The 18,432-nt window shown below is 73.8% G+C and carries 15 protein-coding genes; 6 read left to right on the plus strand and 9 right to left on the minus strand.

The window, feature by feature from the left end; all coding sequences use genetic code 11:
• Positions 1–54: 54 nt before the first annotated feature.
• From ACFVNO_RS25955 to ACFVNO_RS25970, 4 genes are read right to left on the minus strand one after another with little or no spacing between them, the layout of a single operon-like run.
• Entirely contained in the window at positions 55–696 is a 642-nt protein-coding gene (locus ACFVNO_RS25955) for a hypothetical protein (RefSeq protein WP_378896345.1), read from the minus strand.
• A gap of 9 nt (positions 697–705) precedes the next feature.
• The gene (locus ACFVNO_RS25960) at positions 706–1,059 is read right to left on the minus strand and encodes a hypothetical protein (RefSeq protein ID WP_355257275.1); all 354 of its coding nucleotides are present in this window, start codon (positions 1,057–1,059) and stop codon (positions 706–708) included.
• A complete protein-coding gene (locus ACFVNO_RS25965; RefSeq protein ID WP_220564489.1) occupies positions 1,056–1,475 on the minus strand; it encodes a hypothetical protein in 420 nt (139 codons plus the stop codon). The genes ACFVNO_RS25960 and ACFVNO_RS25965 overlap by 4 nt, the downstream gene beginning before the upstream one ends.
• Before the next feature lie 30 nt (positions 1,476–1,505).
• On the minus strand, positions 1,506–2,042 hold the full coding sequence (locus tag ACFVNO_RS25970; protein ID WP_378896348.1) for a hypothetical protein: 537 nt from the start codon (positions 2,040–2,042) through the stop codon (positions 1,506–1,508).
• A 201-nt stretch (positions 2,043–2,243) separates the two neighbouring features.
• Here ACFVNO_RS25970 and ACFVNO_RS25975 point away from each other — a divergent pair, with 201 nt between their 5' ends.
• Both ACFVNO_RS25975 and ACFVNO_RS25980 read left to right on the plus strand, forming a co-directional pair.
• Entirely contained in the window at positions 2,244–3,230 is a 987-nt protein-coding gene (locus ACFVNO_RS25975) for a LacI family DNA-binding transcriptional regulator (RefSeq protein ID WP_355257930.1), read from the plus strand.
• Positions 3,231–3,364: 134 nt separating this feature from the next.
• Positions 3,365–5,356 carry a TIM-barrel domain-containing protein gene (locus ACFVNO_RS25980; protein WP_378896350.1) on the plus strand — a complete coding sequence of 664 codons (1,992 nt, stop codon included), beginning with the start codon at positions 3,365–3,367 and terminating at the stop codon, positions 5,354–5,356.
• Between the two features lie 256 nt (positions 5,357–5,612).
• Here ACFVNO_RS25980 and xylA read toward each other — a convergent pair whose 3' ends face one another.
• On the minus strand, positions 5,613–6,770 hold the full coding sequence (gene xylA, locus ACFVNO_RS25985) for a xylose isomerase (protein WP_355257267.1): 1,158 nt from the start codon (positions 6,768–6,770) through the stop codon (positions 5,613–5,615).
• Positions 6,771–6,816: 46 nt separating this feature from the next.
• The gene (locus ACFVNO_RS25990) at positions 6,817–8,850 is read right to left on the minus strand and encodes a beta-galactosidase (RefSeq protein WP_355257264.1); all 2,034 of its coding nucleotides are present in this window, start codon (positions 8,848–8,850) and stop codon (positions 6,817–6,819) included.
• A gap of 84 nt (positions 8,851–8,934) precedes the next feature.
• On the opposite strand from ACFVNO_RS25990, the gene ACFVNO_RS25995 reads away from it, so the two are divergent.
• The 4 genes from ACFVNO_RS25995 to ACFVNO_RS26010 all read left to right on the plus strand — a co-directional run bounded on the left by ACFVNO_RS25995 (position 8,935) and on the right by ACFVNO_RS26010 (position 14,713).
• Complete coding sequence (locus ACFVNO_RS25995) at positions 8,935–11,238, plus strand: glycoside hydrolase N-terminal domain-containing protein (RefSeq protein WP_378896354.1); 2,304 nt, start codon at positions 8,935–8,937, stop codon at positions 11,236–11,238.
• 71 nt (positions 11,239–11,309) lie between these two features.
• Positions 11,310–14,012, plus strand: coding sequence for a cellulose binding domain-containing protein (locus tag ACFVNO_RS26000; RefSeq protein WP_378896357.1), 2,703 nt, complete (start codon positions 11,310–11,312; stop codon positions 14,010–14,012).
• Positions 14,013–14,135: 123 nt separating this feature from the next.
• A complete protein-coding gene (locus tag ACFVNO_RS26005; RefSeq protein WP_378896360.1) occupies positions 14,136–14,417 on the plus strand; it encodes a type II toxin-antitoxin system Phd/YefM family antitoxin in 282 nt (93 codons plus the stop codon).
• Positions 14,414–14,713: a type II toxin-antitoxin system RelE/ParE family toxin gene (locus ACFVNO_RS26010; RefSeq protein ID WP_378896363.1), complete on the plus strand. Its 300-nt coding sequence runs from the start codon at positions 14,414–14,416 to the stop codon at positions 14,711–14,713. Before ACFVNO_RS26005 ends, ACFVNO_RS26010 begins: the two co-directional genes overlap by 4 nt.
• 42 nt (positions 14,714–14,755) lie before the next feature.
• Here ACFVNO_RS26010 and ACFVNO_RS26015 read toward each other — a convergent pair whose 3' ends face one another.
• From ACFVNO_RS26015 to ACFVNO_RS26025, 3 genes are read right to left on the minus strand one after another with little or no spacing between them, the layout of a single operon-like run.
• The gene (locus tag ACFVNO_RS26015; protein WP_220564498.1) at positions 14,756–15,667 is read right to left on the minus strand and encodes a carbohydrate ABC transporter permease; all 912 of its coding nucleotides are present in this window, start codon (positions 15,665–15,667) and stop codon (positions 14,756–14,758) included.
• Complete coding sequence (locus ACFVNO_RS26020; protein ID WP_255646985.1) at positions 15,664–16,662, minus strand: sugar ABC transporter permease; 999 nt, start codon at positions 16,660–16,662, stop codon at positions 15,664–15,666. Before ACFVNO_RS26020 ends, ACFVNO_RS26015 begins: the two co-directional genes overlap by 4 nt.
• Positions 16,655–18,310, minus strand: coding sequence for an extracellular solute-binding protein (locus ACFVNO_RS26025; RefSeq protein ID WP_355257253.1), 1,656 nt, complete (start codon positions 18,308–18,310; stop codon positions 16,655–16,657). The genes ACFVNO_RS26020 and ACFVNO_RS26025 overlap by 8 nt, the downstream gene beginning before the upstream one ends.
• Between the last annotated feature and the right edge of the window lie 122 nt (positions 18,311–18,432).

The raw sequence follows: 18,432 nt of genomic DNA on the forward strand, positions 1-18,432 counted from the left end.
CGTGCGGCGCGGCCGGGGACCGGCCGCGCCGCGGTGCGCTCACGGGGGAGGGGCTCAGTCGCCGCCTCCTCCTCCGCCCCCGCCGTCACCGCCACCTCCGCCGGAGTCGCCGCCCCAGCCGCCGCCACCGGAGTCGCCCCCGAACAGGCCGCCCCAGAAGCCGCCGCCGGAGGAGCCCGAAGAGCCGTGGGAGCCGTGGGAGGGCGCGGCGCCGGGGTCGCCGGGCTGACCGTGCGCGGGCGGGGCCCCGGGGCCGTCCGAGCGGTGCCCGTGGTCGCCCGCGTAGTGGGCCGGAGCGGCGGTGTCGGCGCCCGTCGGGACGTACCCGTCACCGCCGTGGCCGCCGCGGGCGGGGACCGGGCGCGCCGGGGTCCGGGCGCGCCACAGCGCCAGGACCAGGCAGAGCAGGGCGCCGGTCGTCAGCAGGCCGATCAGCACCCCCTGGACCAGGCCGATCAGGGGCAGGACCGCCAGCGGGTCGGAGACGGCGTGCGGGAACACCGCCCACACCACCTGGAAGAGGGCGGTGAACAGACCGGTGCAGAGGAACAGCACGGCCGAGGTGCGGACCAGGCCGGGCGCGGCCGCGTTCCGGGCGCGGATCAGGGCGACGGCCGCGATCGCGAACAGGGGCAGGGAGAAGATCAGCGTGTTGGTCAGGATGCCGACGATGAGGCCGGGGTCGCTCGATGGCACGGTCGCCTCCTAACGGCGGGGGTACGGGTGGGGGGCGGGGTGCGCGGGGGCCTTCGTCACGGCGAGGACGAGGGTGAGGGCCCCGCCGGCGAACACCAGCGGGGGCACCGCGCCCAGCAGGCCCAGCACGGGGGCGTGGGCGAGCGGGAACGTCGGGGGGAAGAGGGTGAGGACCTGGTAGCCCCCCGTCAGGAGCCCGCCCACCGCCACCAGGACGCCGCCGACCATGGCGGCCGACCGGCGGTCGGGGGCCAGGCGGGGTGCCGCGGCCATCGCCGCGACGCCCAGGGCGATCTCGACGAGCACGAACAGCAGCGAGGGCAGCAGGGACACCAGGGGCGTCAGGTCGGGTGCCGAGATCATCGGGGTCCTTCCGTGGAGGGGGCGGCGTTCGGCTGCCACCGGCCCGGGGCGGCGGGGGGAGCGGGGGGCGCGGGCGGACCCTGCGGCCCGTCCTTGAACTTCCGGGCGCTCAGCACCGCGACCAGCAGCAGGGCCAGGCCGCCCGCGCCGAGCGCGCCGCTGCCGAGGAAGACGGTCTCCATGACGCCGGGGCGGACGGGCAGGAAGCCGGGGTCGAAGAAGGGGTCGGGCGAGAGGAAGAACCTCAGGTAGATCTGCCAGCCGGTCGTGACCAGCCCGGACAGGATCAGCAGCACCCCGCCCGCGGCGGCGGCCCCCTTGCCGGAGGGGGCGCCGAAGGAGCGGATCAGGGCGATGGCGCCGACCACGACGGGCGGCAGACAGGCGAAGAGGAAGGTGGCGATGAGGCCGATCATGTCCGTGTCGTCTCCGGGTCTCGTGGGCGGTCAGCGGGGGGTGTGCGGGGGGCGCGGTCCGTCCTGGCCGGGGCCGCCCGGTCGGGGCCCGGGACCCTGCGGCCCGCCCTGCGGAGGGCCGGTCCGCGGTCCCGCGTGGGGTGCGGGCGCGCCCTGCGGTCCGGCCTGGTGCGGCCCTCCCTGGTGCGGTCCGGCCTGGTGCGCGCCCTGCGGGACCCCGTAGGGCGCGTGCGGCGCCGGGACGGCGCGGGGGCGCGGACGGCGCTTGGTCGCGGCGACGGCCACCAGCAGCAGGCCGGTCGCCCAGAGGAGGTCGGAGAGCCCCCCGAGCACGTCGAGGACGATGGAGGCGGTCCGCCCGCCGTTGAGGGCGCTCACGGCCTCGTGGATCGACGCGCTCGCGAACGTCAGCAGCAGGAGGAGGCCCGAGCCCACCAGCAGCAGGCCGCCGCCGACGGCGGTGAGCGCCCGCCGCCCGTAGGGGGCGGTGAACCCGATGACCAGGGCCGCGAGGCTCAGGAGCAGCGAGACCACGGGGAAGACGAGGAAGAGTGGATTGAAGCCCACGGTTCTCCTTCGGGAAGCGGGGTCCGGGGGACGGTCGCGAGGACGGGGCGGTTTCCCCGTGACCTGGTAGACGCCGGATCCGCCACCCCGGTTTCGCATGTCGGGGGGTCTCTACTCTGGTGCCCGGAACGGGCATTGCGCCAGGGTGGTGTCGTGCGTAACATCTCATCGAATCGCTTCGACAACGGACGGGACGGCACCGTGCGGATCTCCGATGTGGCCCGGCACGCAGGTGTGTCGCCCAGCACGGTCTCCTATGTCCTCAGCGGGAAGCGCTCGATCTCCGAGACCACCCGCCGCCGGGTGCTCGACAGCATCGACGCCCTGGGCTACCGCCCGCACGCGGGCGCCCGGTCCCTGGCCAGCCGCCGCAGCAACGTCCTGGCGCTGGTCGTCCCCCTGCGCGAGGACGTGCACGTCCCCGTCGCGATGCGGTTCGCGGTCTCGGTGGTCACCGCCGCCCGCGCCCACGACCACGACGTCCTCCTGCTCACCCAGGGGGAGGGCCCGGCGGGCCTGCACCGGGTGGCGGGCAGCGCCATGGTGGACGGGATCGTCGTCATGGACGTGGAGACCGACGACGCCCGCGTCCCCGTGCTGCGCTCCCTGGACCTGCCCTCGGTCCTCATCGGCGTCCCCGCCGACACCGAGGGCCTGACCTGTGTCGACCTGGACTTCGCGGCGGCGGGCGCCGCCTGCGTGCACCACCTGGCCGACCTGGGTCACCGCGACATCGCCTTCGTCGGCCAGCCCGCCTCGGTGTACGAGCGCCGCACCGGGTTCGCCGAGCGCACCCTCACCGGGTTCGAGGCCGCCGCCCTCGAACGCGGCGTCCGGGCCACCTCCCACCCCTGCGACCCGGCGGGCGCCCGGGAGCTGGTGGCCGGACTGGTCCGGGACCGGCCCGGGCTCACCGGCCTCATCGTCCACAACGAGGCCTCGCTCGCCCCGCTGCTGGACGCCTTCGCCGACCACGGCCGGGTGCCGCCGGAGATCTCCGTGGTCGCCCTGGGGTCGCTGCCGCCGGGGGCGCCGGACCTGACCCGGGTGGAGCTGCCCGCCGAGGAGCTGGGCGCCCGCGCGGTGTCCCTGCTCATGGACCTGATCGACGACCCCGGGCGGACCGAGGTCACCCTGCTGGAGCCGCGGGTCGTCCCGGGCCGGAGCACGGCCCCGCCGACGGGCTGACCCCGCCGGGCGCGGGCCGTCCGGCGTTCCGCCGCACGTATCGTCGAAGCGCTTCGACTGACACGTGCACAAGCACACACCGATCGTGACCGCGCCGACCGTGCGGTCCCACCCCCCGACCGGAAGGACGAGACATGTTCAACGAGATCGAGGACGGCGTCGAGTGGCGGGGCGGCCACCAGGTCGTCCGGGTCCGGGCCTGGGGCGCCGACGGCCTGCGCGTCCAGGCCGGGCTGTCCGTCCTGCGGGAGGACCTGCCCGGCGCGCTGGACGCGCCCCCGCCCACCGGGGACGCGCCCCGGCCGACCCTGGACGGCGACCGGGCACTGCTGGTCAACGGCGCGATCGCCGCCGAGATCGACGCCTCCGGCATGCTCCGCTTCCTGCGGGTGGAGGACGGGGTGCCCGGCGAGGAGCTGCTCGCCGAGGAGCGCGCCCACTTCTGGTGGCCGGGCCCGCGCGTGTACTCCTCCACCGGCAACGGCTACTACCGGATCGAGCAGCGGTTCCGCGCCTACGACGGGGAGCGCCTGTACGGCCTGGGCCAGCACACCCACGGCCTGTTCGACCACAAGGGCGCGGTGGTGGACCTGGTGCAGCGCAACGCGGAGGTGACCGTCCCCTTCGTGGTCTCCTCCCGCGGCTACGGGCTGCTGTGGAACAGCCCGGCGGTGGGCCGGGTGGAGTTCGCCGCCAACGGCACCCGGTGGGCGGCCGACAGCGCACGCCAGATCGATTACTGGATCACGGCCGGGCCCGAGCCGGCGGCGGTCCTGGAACGCTACGCCGACGCCACCGGGCACACCCCGATGCTCCCGGAGTTCGCCTCCGGGTTCTGGCAGTGCAAGCTGCGCTACCGCACCCAGGAGGAGCTGCTGGAGGTCGCCCGGGGGTACCGCGACCGGGGGCTCCCGCTGTCGGTCATCGTCGCGGACTTCTTCCACTGGACCCACCTGGGCGACTGGAGGTTCGACCCGGCCGAGTGGCCCGACCCCGCGGCGATGGTCGAGGAGCTGCGGGAGATGGGGGTGGAGCTGATGGTGTCGGTGTGGCCGTCGGTGAGCCCGCTCAGCGAGAACTACAAACCGATGCTGGAGGCCGGCCACCTGGTGGCCACCGAGCAGGGGCCGCCGGTGCACGCCGACTGGGCCGACAAGGGCGTGGACGCCCACGTGCAGGTGTCGTTCTACGACCCCACCAAGCCGGAGGCCCGTGCCTACCTGTGGGAGCGGATCCGCGAGAACTACCACTCCCTCGGCATCCGGGTGTGGTGGCTGGACGCCTGCGAGCCCGAGCTCAAGCCCGGCCACCCCGGCAACCTGCGCTACCACGCGGGCCCGGGCGCCGAGGTCGGCAACATCTACCCGCGCGAGCACGCCCGCGCCTTCCACGAGGGGATGCTCGCCGCGGGCGAGGAGGAGGTGATCACCCTGTGCCGCTCGGCCTGGGCGGGCTCCCAGCGGTACGGGGCGGCCCTGTGGTCGGGGGACATCGCCCCGACCTTCGCGTCCCTGCGGGCCCAGGTCCGCGCCGGGCTGAACGTGGCGATGTCGGGGATCCCCTGGTGGACCACGGACGTCGGCGGGTTCCACGGCGGCGACCAGGACGACCCGGAGTACCGGGAGCTGCTGGTGCGCTGGTTCCAGTACGGGGTGTTCTGCCCGCTGCTGCGGCTGCACGGGTACCGCGAGCCCTTCTCGCACGCCCTGTACCCGGAGATGACGGGCGGCCCCAACGAGGTGTGGTCCTACGGGGAGGAGGTGTACGGGCGGCTGCGGGAGCTGCTGTTCCTGCGCGAGCGGCTGCGCCCCTACGTCATGGAGCAGATGCGCGTCGCCCACGAGCGCGGGCTGCCGCCGATGCGCCCGCTCTTCGTCGACCACCCCGGCGACCCGCGCGCCTGGGAGGTCGGCGACGCCTTCCTGTTCGGCCCGGACCTGCTGGTCGCCCCGGTCACCGAGTACGGGGCCCGCTCGCGGCGGGTGTACCTGCCGCAGGGCACCGACTGGACGGACCCCTGGACGGGGGAGACGCACCCGGGCGGCGCGGAGGTCGTCCTGGACGCCCCGCTGGACCGGGCCCCGGTCCTGGTCCGGAAGGGGGCCGAGGTGCCGATCGCCGGGTGACCGCCGTCACGTCCGCACAGGAATTTCCGACGGGGGCCGCTCGTTGCACCCCGTGTGGGACGGTGCGGTAGAAAGTGTCCCCCGGGCTCAACCGAAGCCTTCACGGAATACCGCGCCCTCGGGCGGCCTCGGAGCCGTGTTGTGCACTCCGCCGTGAGGCGACCGCCGCACCGTCCCGCACAGACGGGGGACGGCCCCGCCGGGCACACGCCCGGCGGGGCCGTCGTCGTTCCCGGGCCGGTCCGCCGGCCCCGGCTCAGCGCACGCCCAGCAGGTGCTCCAGGGCGAGCTGGTCCAGCCGCTCGAAGTGGTAGCCGCGCCCGCCGGCCGCGTCCGCGTCGAACTCCTCGGCCAGCAGCTCCGCCAGGCTCTCGCCCTCGCCCAGCGTGGGCACCGCCAGCTCCGGCACCCGCGACTCCTCCAGGGCCCGGCGGACCTCGGGGTCGGCGCGGAACGCGGCGGCCTTCTCCTTGAGGATCAGGTAGTTGCGCATGCACGCCTCGGCGGACACCCACACGCCGCTCATGTCCTCGGTGCGCGGCGGCTTGAAGTCGAAGTGCCGCGGCCCGGTGTACCCGGCGCCCTCCAGCAGGTCGACCAGGAAGAACGCCTCCTTGACGTCGCCCGCGCCGAACCGCAGGTCCTGGTCGTACTTGACCCCGCGCTGGCCGTTGAGGTCGATGTGGAACAGCTTGCCCGCCCACAGCGCCTGGGCGACCCCGTGCGCGAAGTTCAGCCCGGCCATCTGCTCGTGCCCGACCTCCGGGTTGACCCCCACCATCTCGGGGTGCTCCAGCGAGTTGATGAACGCCAGGGCGTGGCCCACGGTGGGCAGCAGCACGTCGCCGCGCGGCTCGTTGGGCTTGGGCTCGATGGCGAACCGCAGGTCGTAGCCCTGCTCGCGCACGTACCCGCAGAGGATGTCGAACGCCTCGCGCAGCCGGTCCAGCGCGGCGGCGTCGTCCTTGCCCGCCTCGGTCTCGGCGCCGTCCTGGCCGCCCCAGCACACGTACGTGGTGGCGCCCAGGGACACCGCCAGGTCGATGTTGCGCACGACCTTGCGGATGGCGTGGCGGCGCACGTCGCGGCTGTTGGAGGTGAACCCGCCGTCGCGGAACACCGGGTGGGTGAACAGGTTGGTGGTGACCATGGGCACGGCCAGGCCGGTCTCGTCCAGCGCTCCCCGGAACCGCTTGAGGACCGCCTCGCGCTCGGCGGGGCCGCTGCCGGGCGGGATCAGGTCGTCGTCGTGGAACGTGATGCCGTAGGCGCCCAGCTCCGCGAGCCGGTGCACGGCCTCGACGGGGTCGAGCTCGGGCCGCACGGCGTCGCCGAAGGTGTTGACGCCGCGCCAGCCCACGGTCCACAGCCCGAAGGTGAACCGGTCCTCGGGCGTCGGTCGGTACGCGGTCATGGGAAGCCTCCTGGGGTCGGGGGCCTCAGTTTGTCTAGGATCACAACTAATTGTCAACGGGGTGCCCGCGCAGCACCGCCACACCCCCTCCGGGCAGGTGCATGCCCTCGGCGGACGCCTTGGACACCAGGTCCACCGCGCCGGCGCCCAGCCCCAGCCGGGCCGGGTCGATCCGCACCGACCGGTGCCCGTGGTTGGTGAGGAACACCCACGCCCCCTCAGGCCCCACCCGGCGCACCACGTCCAGCCCCTCCTCGGGGAAGGAGCCCTGCCCGGCGGCCTCGGTGATCACCCGGCCCAGCCCCCGGTCGTTGAGGTGCGCGGACACGTACCAGGCCTCGCCCGCCCCGTACCGGCGCCGCGTCACCGCGGGCAGCCCGTCCAGCGCCCCGCCCGCGTAGGGCGCGACCGTCTCGGCGCCCTCCAGGTGCACGTGCTCGCTCCACAGGGTCACCTCCTCGCGGACCATCCCCACGTCCACCCCGGCCTTCTCGCCCTCGGCCATCGGGTGGAACTCCTCCACCCGCACGCCCAGCAGGTCGCGCAGCATGCCGGGGTGGCCGCCGGTGCGCACCGTCCCGGTGGGGTCGGCGATGCCGCTCAGGTACGTGACCACCAGCGTTCCGCCGTACTCGGTGTAGCGGGCCAGCCGCTCGGCGGCCTGCTCGGACAGCAGGTACAGGGACGGCACCACCAGCAGCGGCACCCGGGGCAGGTCCCGGTCCGGGCGCACGAAGTCCACCGTGCGCCCCGACCGCCACAGCACCCGGTGCACCTGGCGCACCGCCTCCAGGTAGTCGACCCGGTCCGACGGCAGGGTGGTGGCCCCCATCGCCCACCAGCTCTCCGGGTCCCAGGCGACCGCCGCGTCGGCGACCACGTCCGCCCCGGCGGTCTCGGAGATGCGCCCCAGCACGTCGCCCAGCTCGCACACCTCCCGGAAGATCCGCGAGTCCGGGCCGGCGTGCGGCACCATGCCCGAGTACCACTGCTCGGCGCCGCCCCGGGAGGCCCGCCACTGGAAGAACATCGCCCCCCGCGACCCCCGCGCGACGTGCGCCAGGCTGTGCCGGGCGATCTCCCCGGGCGCCTTGGGGCGGATGAGCCCCTTCTCGTAGACCACCCCGGCCGCCTGCTCCATCAGCAGCCACGGCCGACCGCCCCCGGGGACCCGGTCGGCCCAGGAGCGGGCCAGGTCCCCGGCGAACGCGGTCTGCTCGTCCCCGCCCTCCCCGGCCCGGTCCGGGTAGTCGTCCACCGACACCAGGTCCACGTGCTCGGCCCACCGCCACGGGTCCACCGGCACCCAGTCGCCGAACGCCAGGTTGGTGGTGACCGGCACGTCCGGGGAGGCGGCCCGCAGCACGTCGCGCTGGTCCAGGAAGTGGTCGAGCATCTCGTCGGACAGGAACCGCCGGAAGTCCAGGACGTGCGCCGGATTGGCCAGGTACTGCGTGGAGCGGGGCGGCAGCACCTCGTCCCAGGAGCCGTACCGCTGGCCCCAGAACTCGGTGGTCCACGCCCGGTTCAGCGCGTCCAGGGTGTCGTGGCGGCGGCGCAGCCAGTCCCGGAACGCGCGGGCGCCGTGCTCGGAGTAGGTCCAGGTCCCGTACTCGTTGTGCACGTGCCACATGGCCAGCGCCGGGTGGTGGGCGTAGCGCTCGGCCAGCGCCCGCACGATCCGCACCGAGGCCCGCCGGTAGTCGGGGGAGCAGACGTCGTAGGTGTCGCGGCTGCCGTGCGTGAGCCGGACCCCGTCGGCGTTCACGGGCAGGGCGTCGGGGTGGGCCAGCGAGAACCACGGCGGCGGCGACGCGGTGGGGGTGGCCAGCGCCACCTGGACGCCCGCCCCGTGCAGCCGGTCCAGGACCCGGTCCAGCCACGCGAAGTCGTACTCGCCCTCGCGCGGCTCCAGCCGCGACCAGGCGAACACCCCGACGGTGACCAGGTTGACGCCCGCGCGCCGCATGAGGTCGACGTCCTCGGCGGCCGTCTCCTCCGGCCACTGCTCGGGGTTGTGGTCTCCGCCGAACCACAGCCTCCGGTGGGACAGGGCGTGCGGCGGGGTCTGGGCGGCCATGTGGGGGACTCCTTAGGTTGGGCGGACGAACGAAGTATGGCGAGAACCCCCCGCCCTTGGCACCCCCCACCTCCCGGGAGCGACATGCCCCACCCCCGTACGGCCCCCCGCCGCGGCGTCCGAACCCGCCACCCCGCCTCCTCCTGGGAGGACGCCCTGGTCACCGGGGGCGGCCGGGTCGGCGCGCTGGTCCACTCCACCGCCGGCCTGGTCCGCCTCACCCTGGGCCACGAACGCCTCTTCCTGCCGGCCGCCGACGCCCTGCCCGCCCCGGAGACCGCGCGCGTCCTGCCGGAGCTGCGCGCCCTGCTCCTGGCGGGCCGCTCCAGGGAGGCCGCCGAGCGGATCGCCGGGTTCGCGGCCGCCGAGGACCCCGGGTACGCCGAGACCCGGTGGATCGACCCGCTGGTCCCCGCGGCCGTGCTCTCGTTCGCCCCCCGCTCCCCGGCCCCGGGCGACCCGCTGCGGGAGTGCGACTTCGCCACCGGCGTGGTCGCCGAGACCCTGCCGGACGGGACCCGGCACCGGGCGGTGGCCTCCCGGGCGGACGCGGTGGTCGCCGTGGAGCTGACCCGGGCCGCGGGGCTGGACGGGACGCTGCGCCTGGACCCGCCGCAGGGCCCGCCGCCGGTGCGGATCGCCGCGGAGCCAGCCGCGGCCCCGGGCCTGCTGCGGCTGGCCGTCCGCTTCCCGGACCGCCCGGCCGGGGCGCCGGCCGCCGCGCCCGCCGGGTACACGGTCGAGTGCGCGCTCACCGCGGCCGGCGGCACGGCCCGGCCAGTCCCCGGCGGCCTGGAGCTGCGCGGGGTCCGGCGCCTGGAGGCCGTCGTCCGGATCACCGTCGACCCGCCCGGGGACACCCCGGCGGCCCCGCCCGCCCCGCCCGGGGACACCGGGTTCGACCGGGTCCTGGCCCGGCACGCGCCGCTGCACGGCCGCCTCATGGACCGGTTCCGCATCGGGCTGGACGGCCCGCCCGCCGAGGGGACCGCCCCGGCGCACCTGGCCCGGCTGGTGGACGCCGGGCGGTACGCGATCGTGTCGAGCTGCGGCGACCTGCCGCCCACCCTCCAGGGGGTGTGGAGCGGCACCTACGACCCGCCCTGGCGGTCCGGCTACACCTTCGACGGCAACCTGTTCTCCGCGGTGGCCGCCCTGCACGCCACCGGCACCCCCGAGCTGATGACCCCGGTGTTCGACCTGCTGGAGGGCATGCTCGGCGACCTGCGCGAGAACGCCCGCCGCCTGTACGGCTGCCGGGGGATCCTGGTGCCCGCGCATGCCTCCACCTCCGGCCGCCACCAGCACTTCGGCCCGGTGTGGTGCCTGACCTGCTGGACCGCCGGGGCCGCCTGGGCGGGGCGGCTGTACTGGGACCACTACGCCCACACCCGCGACCGGGCCTTCCTGCGCGACCGGGCGCTGCCCTTCCTCACCGAGGCGGCCCTGTTCCACGAGGACTTCCTCACCGCCGACGGGTTCGTGCCGTCGTACTCGCCGGAGAACACCCCCGCCGGAGCGGGCGGCCAGGCCTGCGTCAACGCCACCATGGACGTCGCAGCCGTCCGCGACCTGTGCCGCAACCTCATGCGCGCGCACCGGGTCCTGGGCCTGCCCGGCGGGCGGCGGTGGGCCGCCCTGGCCGCCCGCCTGCCCGCGTACCGGGTCGCGCCCGGCGGGGAGCTCGCCGAGTGGGCGGGCCCGGCCGGACCGCTGGAGCAGGCCGAGGAGCACGCCCACCGGCACGCCTCCCACCTGTACCCGCTCTGGTACGAGCCGGACCCGGCCCTCGCCGCGCCCCGGCTGCGGGCGGCCGCCGCGGCGGCGGTGCGCGCCCGTCTGGACTGGTGGCGGGGCGAGGAGTCCGACGAGATGGCGTTCGGACTGGTCCAGCTCGGCCTGGCGGCGGCCCGGCTGGGGGAGGCGGAGCAGGCGCACGCGGCCCTCGGGATGCTGGCCTCCCGCTACTGGCGGCCCACCCTGACCCCGACCCACAACCGGGGGGAGCTGTTCAACGTGGACATCGGCGGCGGGCTCCCCGCGGTCGTCGCCGCGATGCTGCTCGGCTCCACCGAGGGCCGCGCCGACCTGCTGCCCGCGCTGCCGGGGACGTGGACCGCGGGCCGGGTGGAGGGGCTGCGCGGCCGGGGCGGGCTCGTCGTCGACGTCCTGGAGTGGGAGCGGGGGCGGGCGCACGCCCGGCTGCGGTCGGCGGAGCCCCGGAGCCTGGTGGTCGCGTTCCCGGACGGGACCCGGAGCCGGGTGGACTGCGGTCCCCGGCAGGCCATTTCGCTGCGATTTCAGACTTTCCTCCATGCCCGCAGTCGAAGCGCTTCGAAAAGTTGCCCGGACCCCTCTTGCCGGGCACCCGAAGGGTATTCACACTGATCGGGAATTGGCGTCCTCCCGGGGCCCGGAATCCCCGGGAGGGCGTGACCCCCCGATTTCAGGAGCCCCGCATGCCCACCCGCCCCCCGAGACCGCCGCACCGGAGGCCCCTCGCCCTCCTGGCCGCCCTGGCCGTGGCCCTACCGCTCGCCGCCGTCGGCGCGGCCACACCCGCCCCGGCCCTCGCCCAGGCCGACTACGAGTGGGACAACGTCCAGATCGCCGGGGGCGGCTTCGTCCCCGGCATCGTGTTCAACGAGTCCGAGCCCGGCCTGGCCTACGCCCGCACCGACATCGGCGGCGCCTACCGCCTGGACCCCGACACCGAGCGCTGGGTCCCCCTGCTCGACTGGGTCGGCTGGGACCGGTGGGGGTGGACCGGCGTCGTGTCCATCGCCACCGACCCCGTCGACCCGGACCGCGTCTACGCCGCCGTGGGCACCTACACCAACGACTGGGACCCCGACAACGGCGCGATCCTGCGCTCCGACGACCGGGGGGAGACCTGGGAGGCGACCGAGCTGCCCTTCAAGCTCGGCGGCAACATGCCCGGCCGCGGCCTGGGCGAGCGCCTGGCCGTGGACCCCAACGACAACTCGGTCGTGTACTTCGGCGCCCGGGGCGGCCACGGCCTGTGGCGCAGCACCGACCACGGCGAGACCTGGTCCGAGGTCACCGCCTTCCCCAACCCCGGCGACTACGTGCAGGACCCCGACGACCCCAACGGTCTGCTGGACGACGTCATCGGCGTCACCTGGGTGGCCTTCGACCCCGACACCGGCTCGCCCGGCTCCCCGACGCAGGAGGTCTACGCCGGCGTCGCCGACCTCGACGACCCCCTCTACCGCAGCACCGACGGCGGCGAGACCTGGGAGCCCGTCCCCGGGGCGCCCACCGGGTTCCTGCCCGCGCACGGCGTCCTAGACCACGAGAACGACCGGCTGTACCTGGCCACCACCAGCACCCCCGGGCCCTACGACGGCGACGCCGGGGAGGTGTGGCGGCTCGACACCGGCACCGGCGAGTGGACGGACATCAGCCCGGTGCCCGAGGCGAGCGAGGACTCCTACTTCGGGTACGGCGGACTGACCGTCGACCGGCAGGACCCGGACACCCTCATGGTCGCCACCCAGATCTCGTGGTGGCCCGACATCCAGATCTTCCGCAGCACCGACGCGGGGGAGACCTGGACGCGGGCCTGGGACTGGGGCGCCTACCCCGAGCGCACCACCCGCTACGAGATGGACATCTCCACCGCGCCCTGGCTGGACTGGGGCGGGCAGGGCACCCCGCCCGAGACCCAGCCCAAGCTGGGCTGGATGACCCAGGCGATGGCCATCGACCCGTTCGACTCGGACCGGTTCCTGTACGGCACCGGCGCCACCGTGTACGGCTCCGACGAGCTGACGAACTGGGACACGGACACGCCCTTCACCATCGAGGTGAAGGCGCACGGCATCGAGGAGACCGCGGTCAACGACCTCGTCAGCCCGCCGGGCGACGGGGCGCCGCTGCACTCGGCCCTGCTCGACCTGGGCGGGTTCACCCACGAGGACCCCGGCACCGTCCCGGACCGGATGTTCCAGCAGCCCTCGTGGGACCACGGCTCCTCGCTCGACTTCGCCGAGCTGTCGCCCGACACGCTGGTGCGCACCGGCGGCGCCGACGGGGTCGGCTCCATCGGGATCTCCACCAGCGGGGGCGACTCCTGGTGGGCGGGCCAGGCGCCGGGCGGGGTCACCGGCGGCGGCACCGTCGCGGTCAACGCCGACGGCTCCCGGATCGTCTGGAGCCCGGAGGGGACCGGCGTCCACGCGTCCACGACCCTGGGATCGTCCTGGAGCCCGTCCTCCGGCGTCCCGGCGGGCGCCCGGGTGGAGGCGGACCGGGTGGACCCGGACGTGTTCTACGCGGTCTCCGGCGGCACCTTCTACACCAGCACCGACGGCGGGGCCACGTTCGAGGCCCGGTTCGACGGGCTGCCCGCCGAGGGGAACATCCGCTTCGGCGCGGTGCCCGGGCACACCGGCGACGTGTGGGTCGCCGGCGGCACCGGCGACCACTACGGGATGTGGCGCACCACCGACGCCGGGGAGACCTTCACGGCGGTCGCGGGGGTCGACGAGGGCGACTCGGTGGGCTTCGGCGCGCCCGCGCCCGGCGCCGACTACCCGGCGGTGTACACCAGTTCCAGGATCGACGGCGTGCGCGGGATCTTCCGGTCCGACGACGCCGGGGAGACCTGGGTGCGCATCAACGACGACCGCCACCAGTGGGCCTGGACCGGCGCGGCGATCACCGGCGACCCCGACGTGTACGGGCGCGTCTACATCGGCACCAACGGCCGCGGGATCGTCTACGGGGACCCCGCCGGCGGCGGTCCGGACCCGCAGCCGAGTGAGGAGCCCACGGAGGAGCCCACCGGAGAGCCCACGGGGCAGCCGACCGAGCCCGGCACCGCCGACTGCACGTGGGACTACTCGGTCGACAACACCTGGCCGGGGGGCTTCCAGGCCCGGGTCACCGTGACCAACACGGGCTCGGAGGATGTGGACGGCTGGGACCTGGCCTGGGACTTCACCGCGGGCGAGGAGATCACCAGCCTGTGGAACGCCACCCACCGCCAGGACGGCGCGTCCGTGGTCGTCTCCGACTCCGGCTGGAACGCCCGGATCCCGGCCGGGGAGTCCGTGACGGTCGGGTTCAACGGGTTCGCCGACGGCGAGCCCGGCACCCCCGAGGCCCTGAGCCTCAACGGCTCCCCCTGCGACTGAGGCCGGCGGCGGGCCCGGTCGGCCGGTGGGGGCCGACCGGACCCGCCCCTGCGTTCGGGGCGTTGACGACGCCGGAGCGGCCGCGCGAAAGATCAACAGATGTACATCAGGTACATTGGTGGTATGAGCGAACCAGTGACCGCGACCATGTCCGAGGTGAGACGGCATCTCGCCGACACGATCGACCGCGCGCGCCACGATCACACACCGACCTTCATCACCCAGCGGGGCAGGACCACGGCCGTCCTCATCGACGCCGACGAGTACAGGCGGCTGCTCGCCATCGAGGAGGCCGCCGAGGCCGAATGGCTCAACCGTCTGGCGGACGAAGCCGAGCGGGAAGGGCGCGAGCCCTCCGTTTCGCTGGAGGAGATGGCCCGTGACCTCGCCCGGAGGGAGGAGTGAACCGGCATGTCACACGCTTCACCGCAGCCGCTCAACGCCAGATGCGGCGGATACCCCGCAGCGAAGCGGTAAGGATCCTGCACCGGCTGGCCGAGTTGCAGAGCGCTCTCGACGAAGGCGACACAGGTGCCTTCGACATCAAGCCTCTGAGCGGGCACCAGGGTCGATGGCGTTTGAGGGTCGGCGACTACCGGGTCGTCTACGTCATCGACAAGGACGATGACGGACAGCCGATCATCTGGGTGTGGGTCCTCGGGGTCGGAGACCGGCGGGACATCTACGACCGGAACAGGTGACCGGACCCGGTGGACCGGGTCCGATCACGGCGTTCCGGCACCTCAGCCCTTGACGGCGCCGATGATGACCCCCTTGGTGAAGTGCTTCTGCACCAGCGGGTAGATCACCGTCACCGGCACCAGCGCGACCACCACGATCGCCATCTGCACCGCCAGGTTGGGCGCCGAGGCGGTGCCCTGCACGGCGTCGCCGATCAGCGAGCTGGAGTTCAGCTGCTGCCCCTGTTGCACGTACTGGCGCAGGATCAGCTGCAACGGCCACTTGGCGTTGTCGTTGAGGTACAGGATCGCGTTGAAGAACGCGTTCCAGTACCCCACCGCGTAGAACAGGCCCACCACCGCCGTGACCCCCTTGGACATCGGCAGCACCAGGCGGGTGAGGATCGTCCACTCCCCGGCCCCGTCCATCCGGGCGCTGTCGGCGATCTCCCGGGGCAGGTTCATGAAGAACGCCCGCATCACCACCAGGTTGAACGCGTTCACCGCTGTGGGCAGGATCAGGGAGGCGTAGGAGTCGATCATCCCGAGATCGCTGACCAGCAGGTACAGCGGGATCATCCCGGGCGCGAACAGGAACGTCAGCAGCACCGCGAACAGCAGCGGCCGGTGCAGCAGGGACCCCGGCCGGGACAGCCCGTAGGCGGCCAGGACCGTCGCCGCCAGGCTCACCAGGGTGCCCACCGCGGTCACGCCCAGGCTCACCAGCACCGCCCGGGTGACCACGCCCCCCGAGAACAGGTCGGCGTACGCCTGGAACGAGATCCCACTGGGAACCAGTACCAGGCCGCCCGCGGCTGTAACCGCGGAGGCGGGCGACAGGCTGGTGAGGACCACGACGTAGATCGGCAGCAGGATGACGACCGCGACGGCCGCCAGGACCGTGTTCTTCGCGGCGCGGGCGGGCAGGGACGGCCGTTCCGCCCAGACCGGGCGGCTCTCGAACAGTGTGCTCATGCGCGCTTGTACACCCCGTGTTCGCCCATCAGGTGGGCCATCTTGTTGGCGACCAGGATCAGTACGAGTCCGACGACCCCCTTGAGCAGCCCCGCCGCCGCACCCGCGCTGAAGTTCCCCGTGACGAGCGTCTGGTGGTAGACGAACGTGTCCATGACCTCCGACACCCCCGACCCGAAGGCGTCCCGTTGCAGGTAGAACTGCTCGAAGCCGACGTTGAGGATGTCGCCGAGCTTGAGGATGAGCAGCAGCACGATGACCGGCCGCAGTCCGGGCAGAGTGATGTGCCACATCCGCCGCCACCGGTTCGCCCCGTCCACGGCCGCCGACTCGTAGAGGTTCTGGTCGATGGCGGCCAGCGCGGCGAGGAAGATGATCGTGCCCCAGCCGGCGTCCTTCCAGACCATCTGGGAGGTCACGACCAGCAGGAACGCGTCGGGGTCGGTCATCATGTCCAGCGGCGCGTACCCGGCGCCCCGCAGGGCCTGGGAGATGAGCCCGGCCCCGCCCAGGATCTGCTGGAACAGGGTCACCACCAGCACCCACGAGAAGAAGTGCGGCATGTACACGATGCTCTGGAGCACCAGCCGCAGCCGGCGGGTGAGCACGCTGTCGAGCAGGATCGCGAGCGCGATCGGCACCGGGAAGAAGAACACCAGCTGGACGGCGGCGATGACCAGCGTGTTGCCCACCGCGTTCCAGAACCGGGGGTCGGTGAACAGCCGCTCGAACTGGTAGAAGCCCACCCAGGGGCTGCCCAGGACCCCGTCCCACGGGTTGTACTGCTGGAACGCGATGATGTTCCCGAAGGTGGGGACGTAGTGGAACACCGCGAGCAGGCCGATCGCGGGCAGCGTCATCAGCAGCAGGGCGCGGTCGCGCCGCCACCGGGCCCGCAGGGACGGCCCCCGCCCCGGGCGGGCCGCCCGCCGCCGGGCGGGCGGCGCGGGGTCCCGGTCCGGGGCGGGGGCGACCGCGGTCGACCGCTCAGTCACGGCCGTGCTCCTGGAGTACGCCGAGGTAGAACTCCCGTCCCTCGTCCCCGCCGTCGCGTCGCCAGTCCGCGACGGCCTGGTCGAGCGCGCTCAGGTCCTCCCGGCCGCGGATGATGTCCTCCACCCGGTCGGTGAGCGGGGTCTCGGCCCCGGCGAACCGCTCGGGCCGCTGGATGCGGATGCCCGCGAACGGGTCGTCCTCGGAGAACTGCGCCGCGTGGTTGTACCAGTCGGTCTTCCACTGGACGAAGTCCGGGTACTGGCTCTCGGTGATCGCCGGGGGCCGGCCGCTGATGAAGTAGTAGCCGTCGTTGACCTCGCCCGCGCCCAGGTCGGTGAGCTGCGGTGCGCCGTCGTCGTTCAGCTCGTGGTGGGTCCCCTCGGCGCCGTAGCGGTAGTCCATGTACTCGCGGGTGCCGAACGGCGCCGCGCAGAAGTTCATGACGCCCAGCAGCTCCTCGATCTGCTCGGGCTCCATGCCCTTGCGGACGAACACCGACTGCGCGGAGGGGTCGGACCGGTGCATGACCGGGTCGTTGCCGTCGGCGCCGAAGACCGGCATGAGGTCCAGGCGGAAGTCCGGGGAGTCGCCGAGCATCTGGCCGTACGCCTCGTGCCAGGCGCCGATGCCGTCCTGGTTGAACACGATCCGGCCGGAGTTGAGCAGCTCCTTGGAGTTGTCGCCCAGGGCGACGATGTCGGGGTGGACCAGCCCGGCGTCGAAGATCCTGCGCATGAACTCGATGCTGGCCCGCCACTCGTCGGTCTCGAACATGTGCGTCAGCTCGCCGTTCGCGTAGCGCCACTGCTTGGGCGCCCCGAAGACCTGCCGCATGCTGAGGTTGAAGTCCCCGAACGCCCACCGGCCGTTGTCGGGGTCGTTGATCTCCTCGCCGATGGCGAAGAGGTCGTCCGGGCTGGTGGGCGGCTCCAGGCCGTACTCCTCCAGCAGGTCGCGCCGGTACAGCACCCAGTTGCCGAACGGCTCGGCGGGCCAGGGCACGCCCTGGAGGCGCTCGTTGAACACGTTCCAGCGCCAGGCGTCGCTGTCCAGGTTGGCCAGCAGCGGGTAGGCGGCGGCCGCGTCGCCCGCCAGGTACGGGGTCAGGTCCTCGAACAGCTCGCCGACGGCCCGGTTGAACTGCGGCATCAGGTTGATGACCCAGTCCGGGAACATGGTGAGGTCGGCGACGTCGCGCCCGGCGACCACCGCGTTCATCTTGTCGATGACGGTGTTGCCGTCCTGGAAGTTGAACTCGATGGTGGTGCCCAGGCGGCCGTTGACGTGGTCGAAGAAGGAGTTGTTCCCCAGGCCGGGCGGCAGGGGGCTCCACAGCGGGGTCATCGCGGTGTAGCTACCGCCCCGGCCGGGGGGCTCGGGGACGGCCTGGACGAACTCGGTGGGGTAGGACGTGAAGCCGTCGGGGGCGCCGTGCATCCCCTCGATGTCGGGGACGACCCCCTCGAAGGGGATGTGGGTGGGGATGAGGGAGTCGAGGGAGCCGGCCTCGGCCGCGGAGCCGCTGCCCGCCCCGCCGCCCCCGGAGGAGCAGGAGGTGAGGACGGCGGGGGACAGTGCGGCGAGCGCGCCTGCGCCGGCGAGCCCGAGGAAGCGGCGGCGGGACGGGGGAGGGGGGCGGAGGGGCATAGCGTCGTTCCTTCGTGCGGTCGGAGCCGCATGGTCCGGGGGGTAGGAAACGAGCGGCCATTTTGCTATGAATTGTTCGGCCGTTGGAAAAAGCAAGTTAGTCCACTGTGATCTGCTGCACA

The sequence above is a fragment of the Nocardiopsis sp. NPDC057823 genome, assembly GCF_042797335.1.
GTDB lineage: Bacteria > Actinomycetota > Actinomycetes > Streptosporangiales > Streptosporangiaceae > Nocardiopsis > Nocardiopsis changdeensis.

Bases quoted from the DNA above. Each gene is read 5' to 3' on its own strand.
- xylA (WP_355257267.1), bottom strand. From the start codon at position 6,770: ATGACCGCGTACCGACCGACGCCCGAGGACCGGTTCACCTTCGGGCTG.
- ACFVNO_RS25990 (WP_355257264.1), bottom strand. From the start codon at position 8,850: ATGGCCGCCCAGACCCCGCCGCACGCCCTGTCCCACCGGAGGCTGTGG.
- ACFVNO_RS25980 (WP_378896350.1), top strand. From the start codon at position 3,365: ATGTTCAACGAGATCGAGGACGGCGTCGAGTGGCGGGGCGGCCACCAG.
- ACFVNO_RS25995 (WP_378896354.1), top strand. From the start codon at position 8,935: ATGCCCCACCCCCGTACGGCCCCCCGCCGCGGCGTCCGAACCCGCCAC.
- ACFVNO_RS26015 (WP_220564498.1), bottom strand. From the start codon at position 15,667: ATGAGCACACTGTTCGAGAGCCGCCCGGTCTGGGCGGAACGGCCGTCC.
- ACFVNO_RS26025 (WP_355257253.1), bottom strand. From the start codon at position 18,310: ATGCCCCTCCGCCCCCCTCCCCCGTCCCGCCGCCGCTTCCTCGGGCTC.
- ACFVNO_RS25965 (WP_220564489.1), bottom strand. From the start codon at position 1,475: ATGATCGGCCTCATCGCCACCTTCCTCTTCGCCTGTCTGCCGCCCGTC.
- ACFVNO_RS26000 (WP_378896357.1), top strand. From the start codon at position 11,310: ATGCCCACCCGCCCCCCGAGACCGCCGCACCGGAGGCCCCTCGCCCTC.
- ACFVNO_RS25960 (WP_355257275.1), bottom strand. From the start codon at position 1,059: ATGATCTCGGCACCCGACCTGACGCCCCTGGTGTCCCTGCTGCCCTCG.
- ACFVNO_RS26005 (WP_378896360.1), top strand. From the start codon at position 14,136: ATGAGCGAACCAGTGACCGCGACCATGTCCGAGGTGAGACGGCATCTC.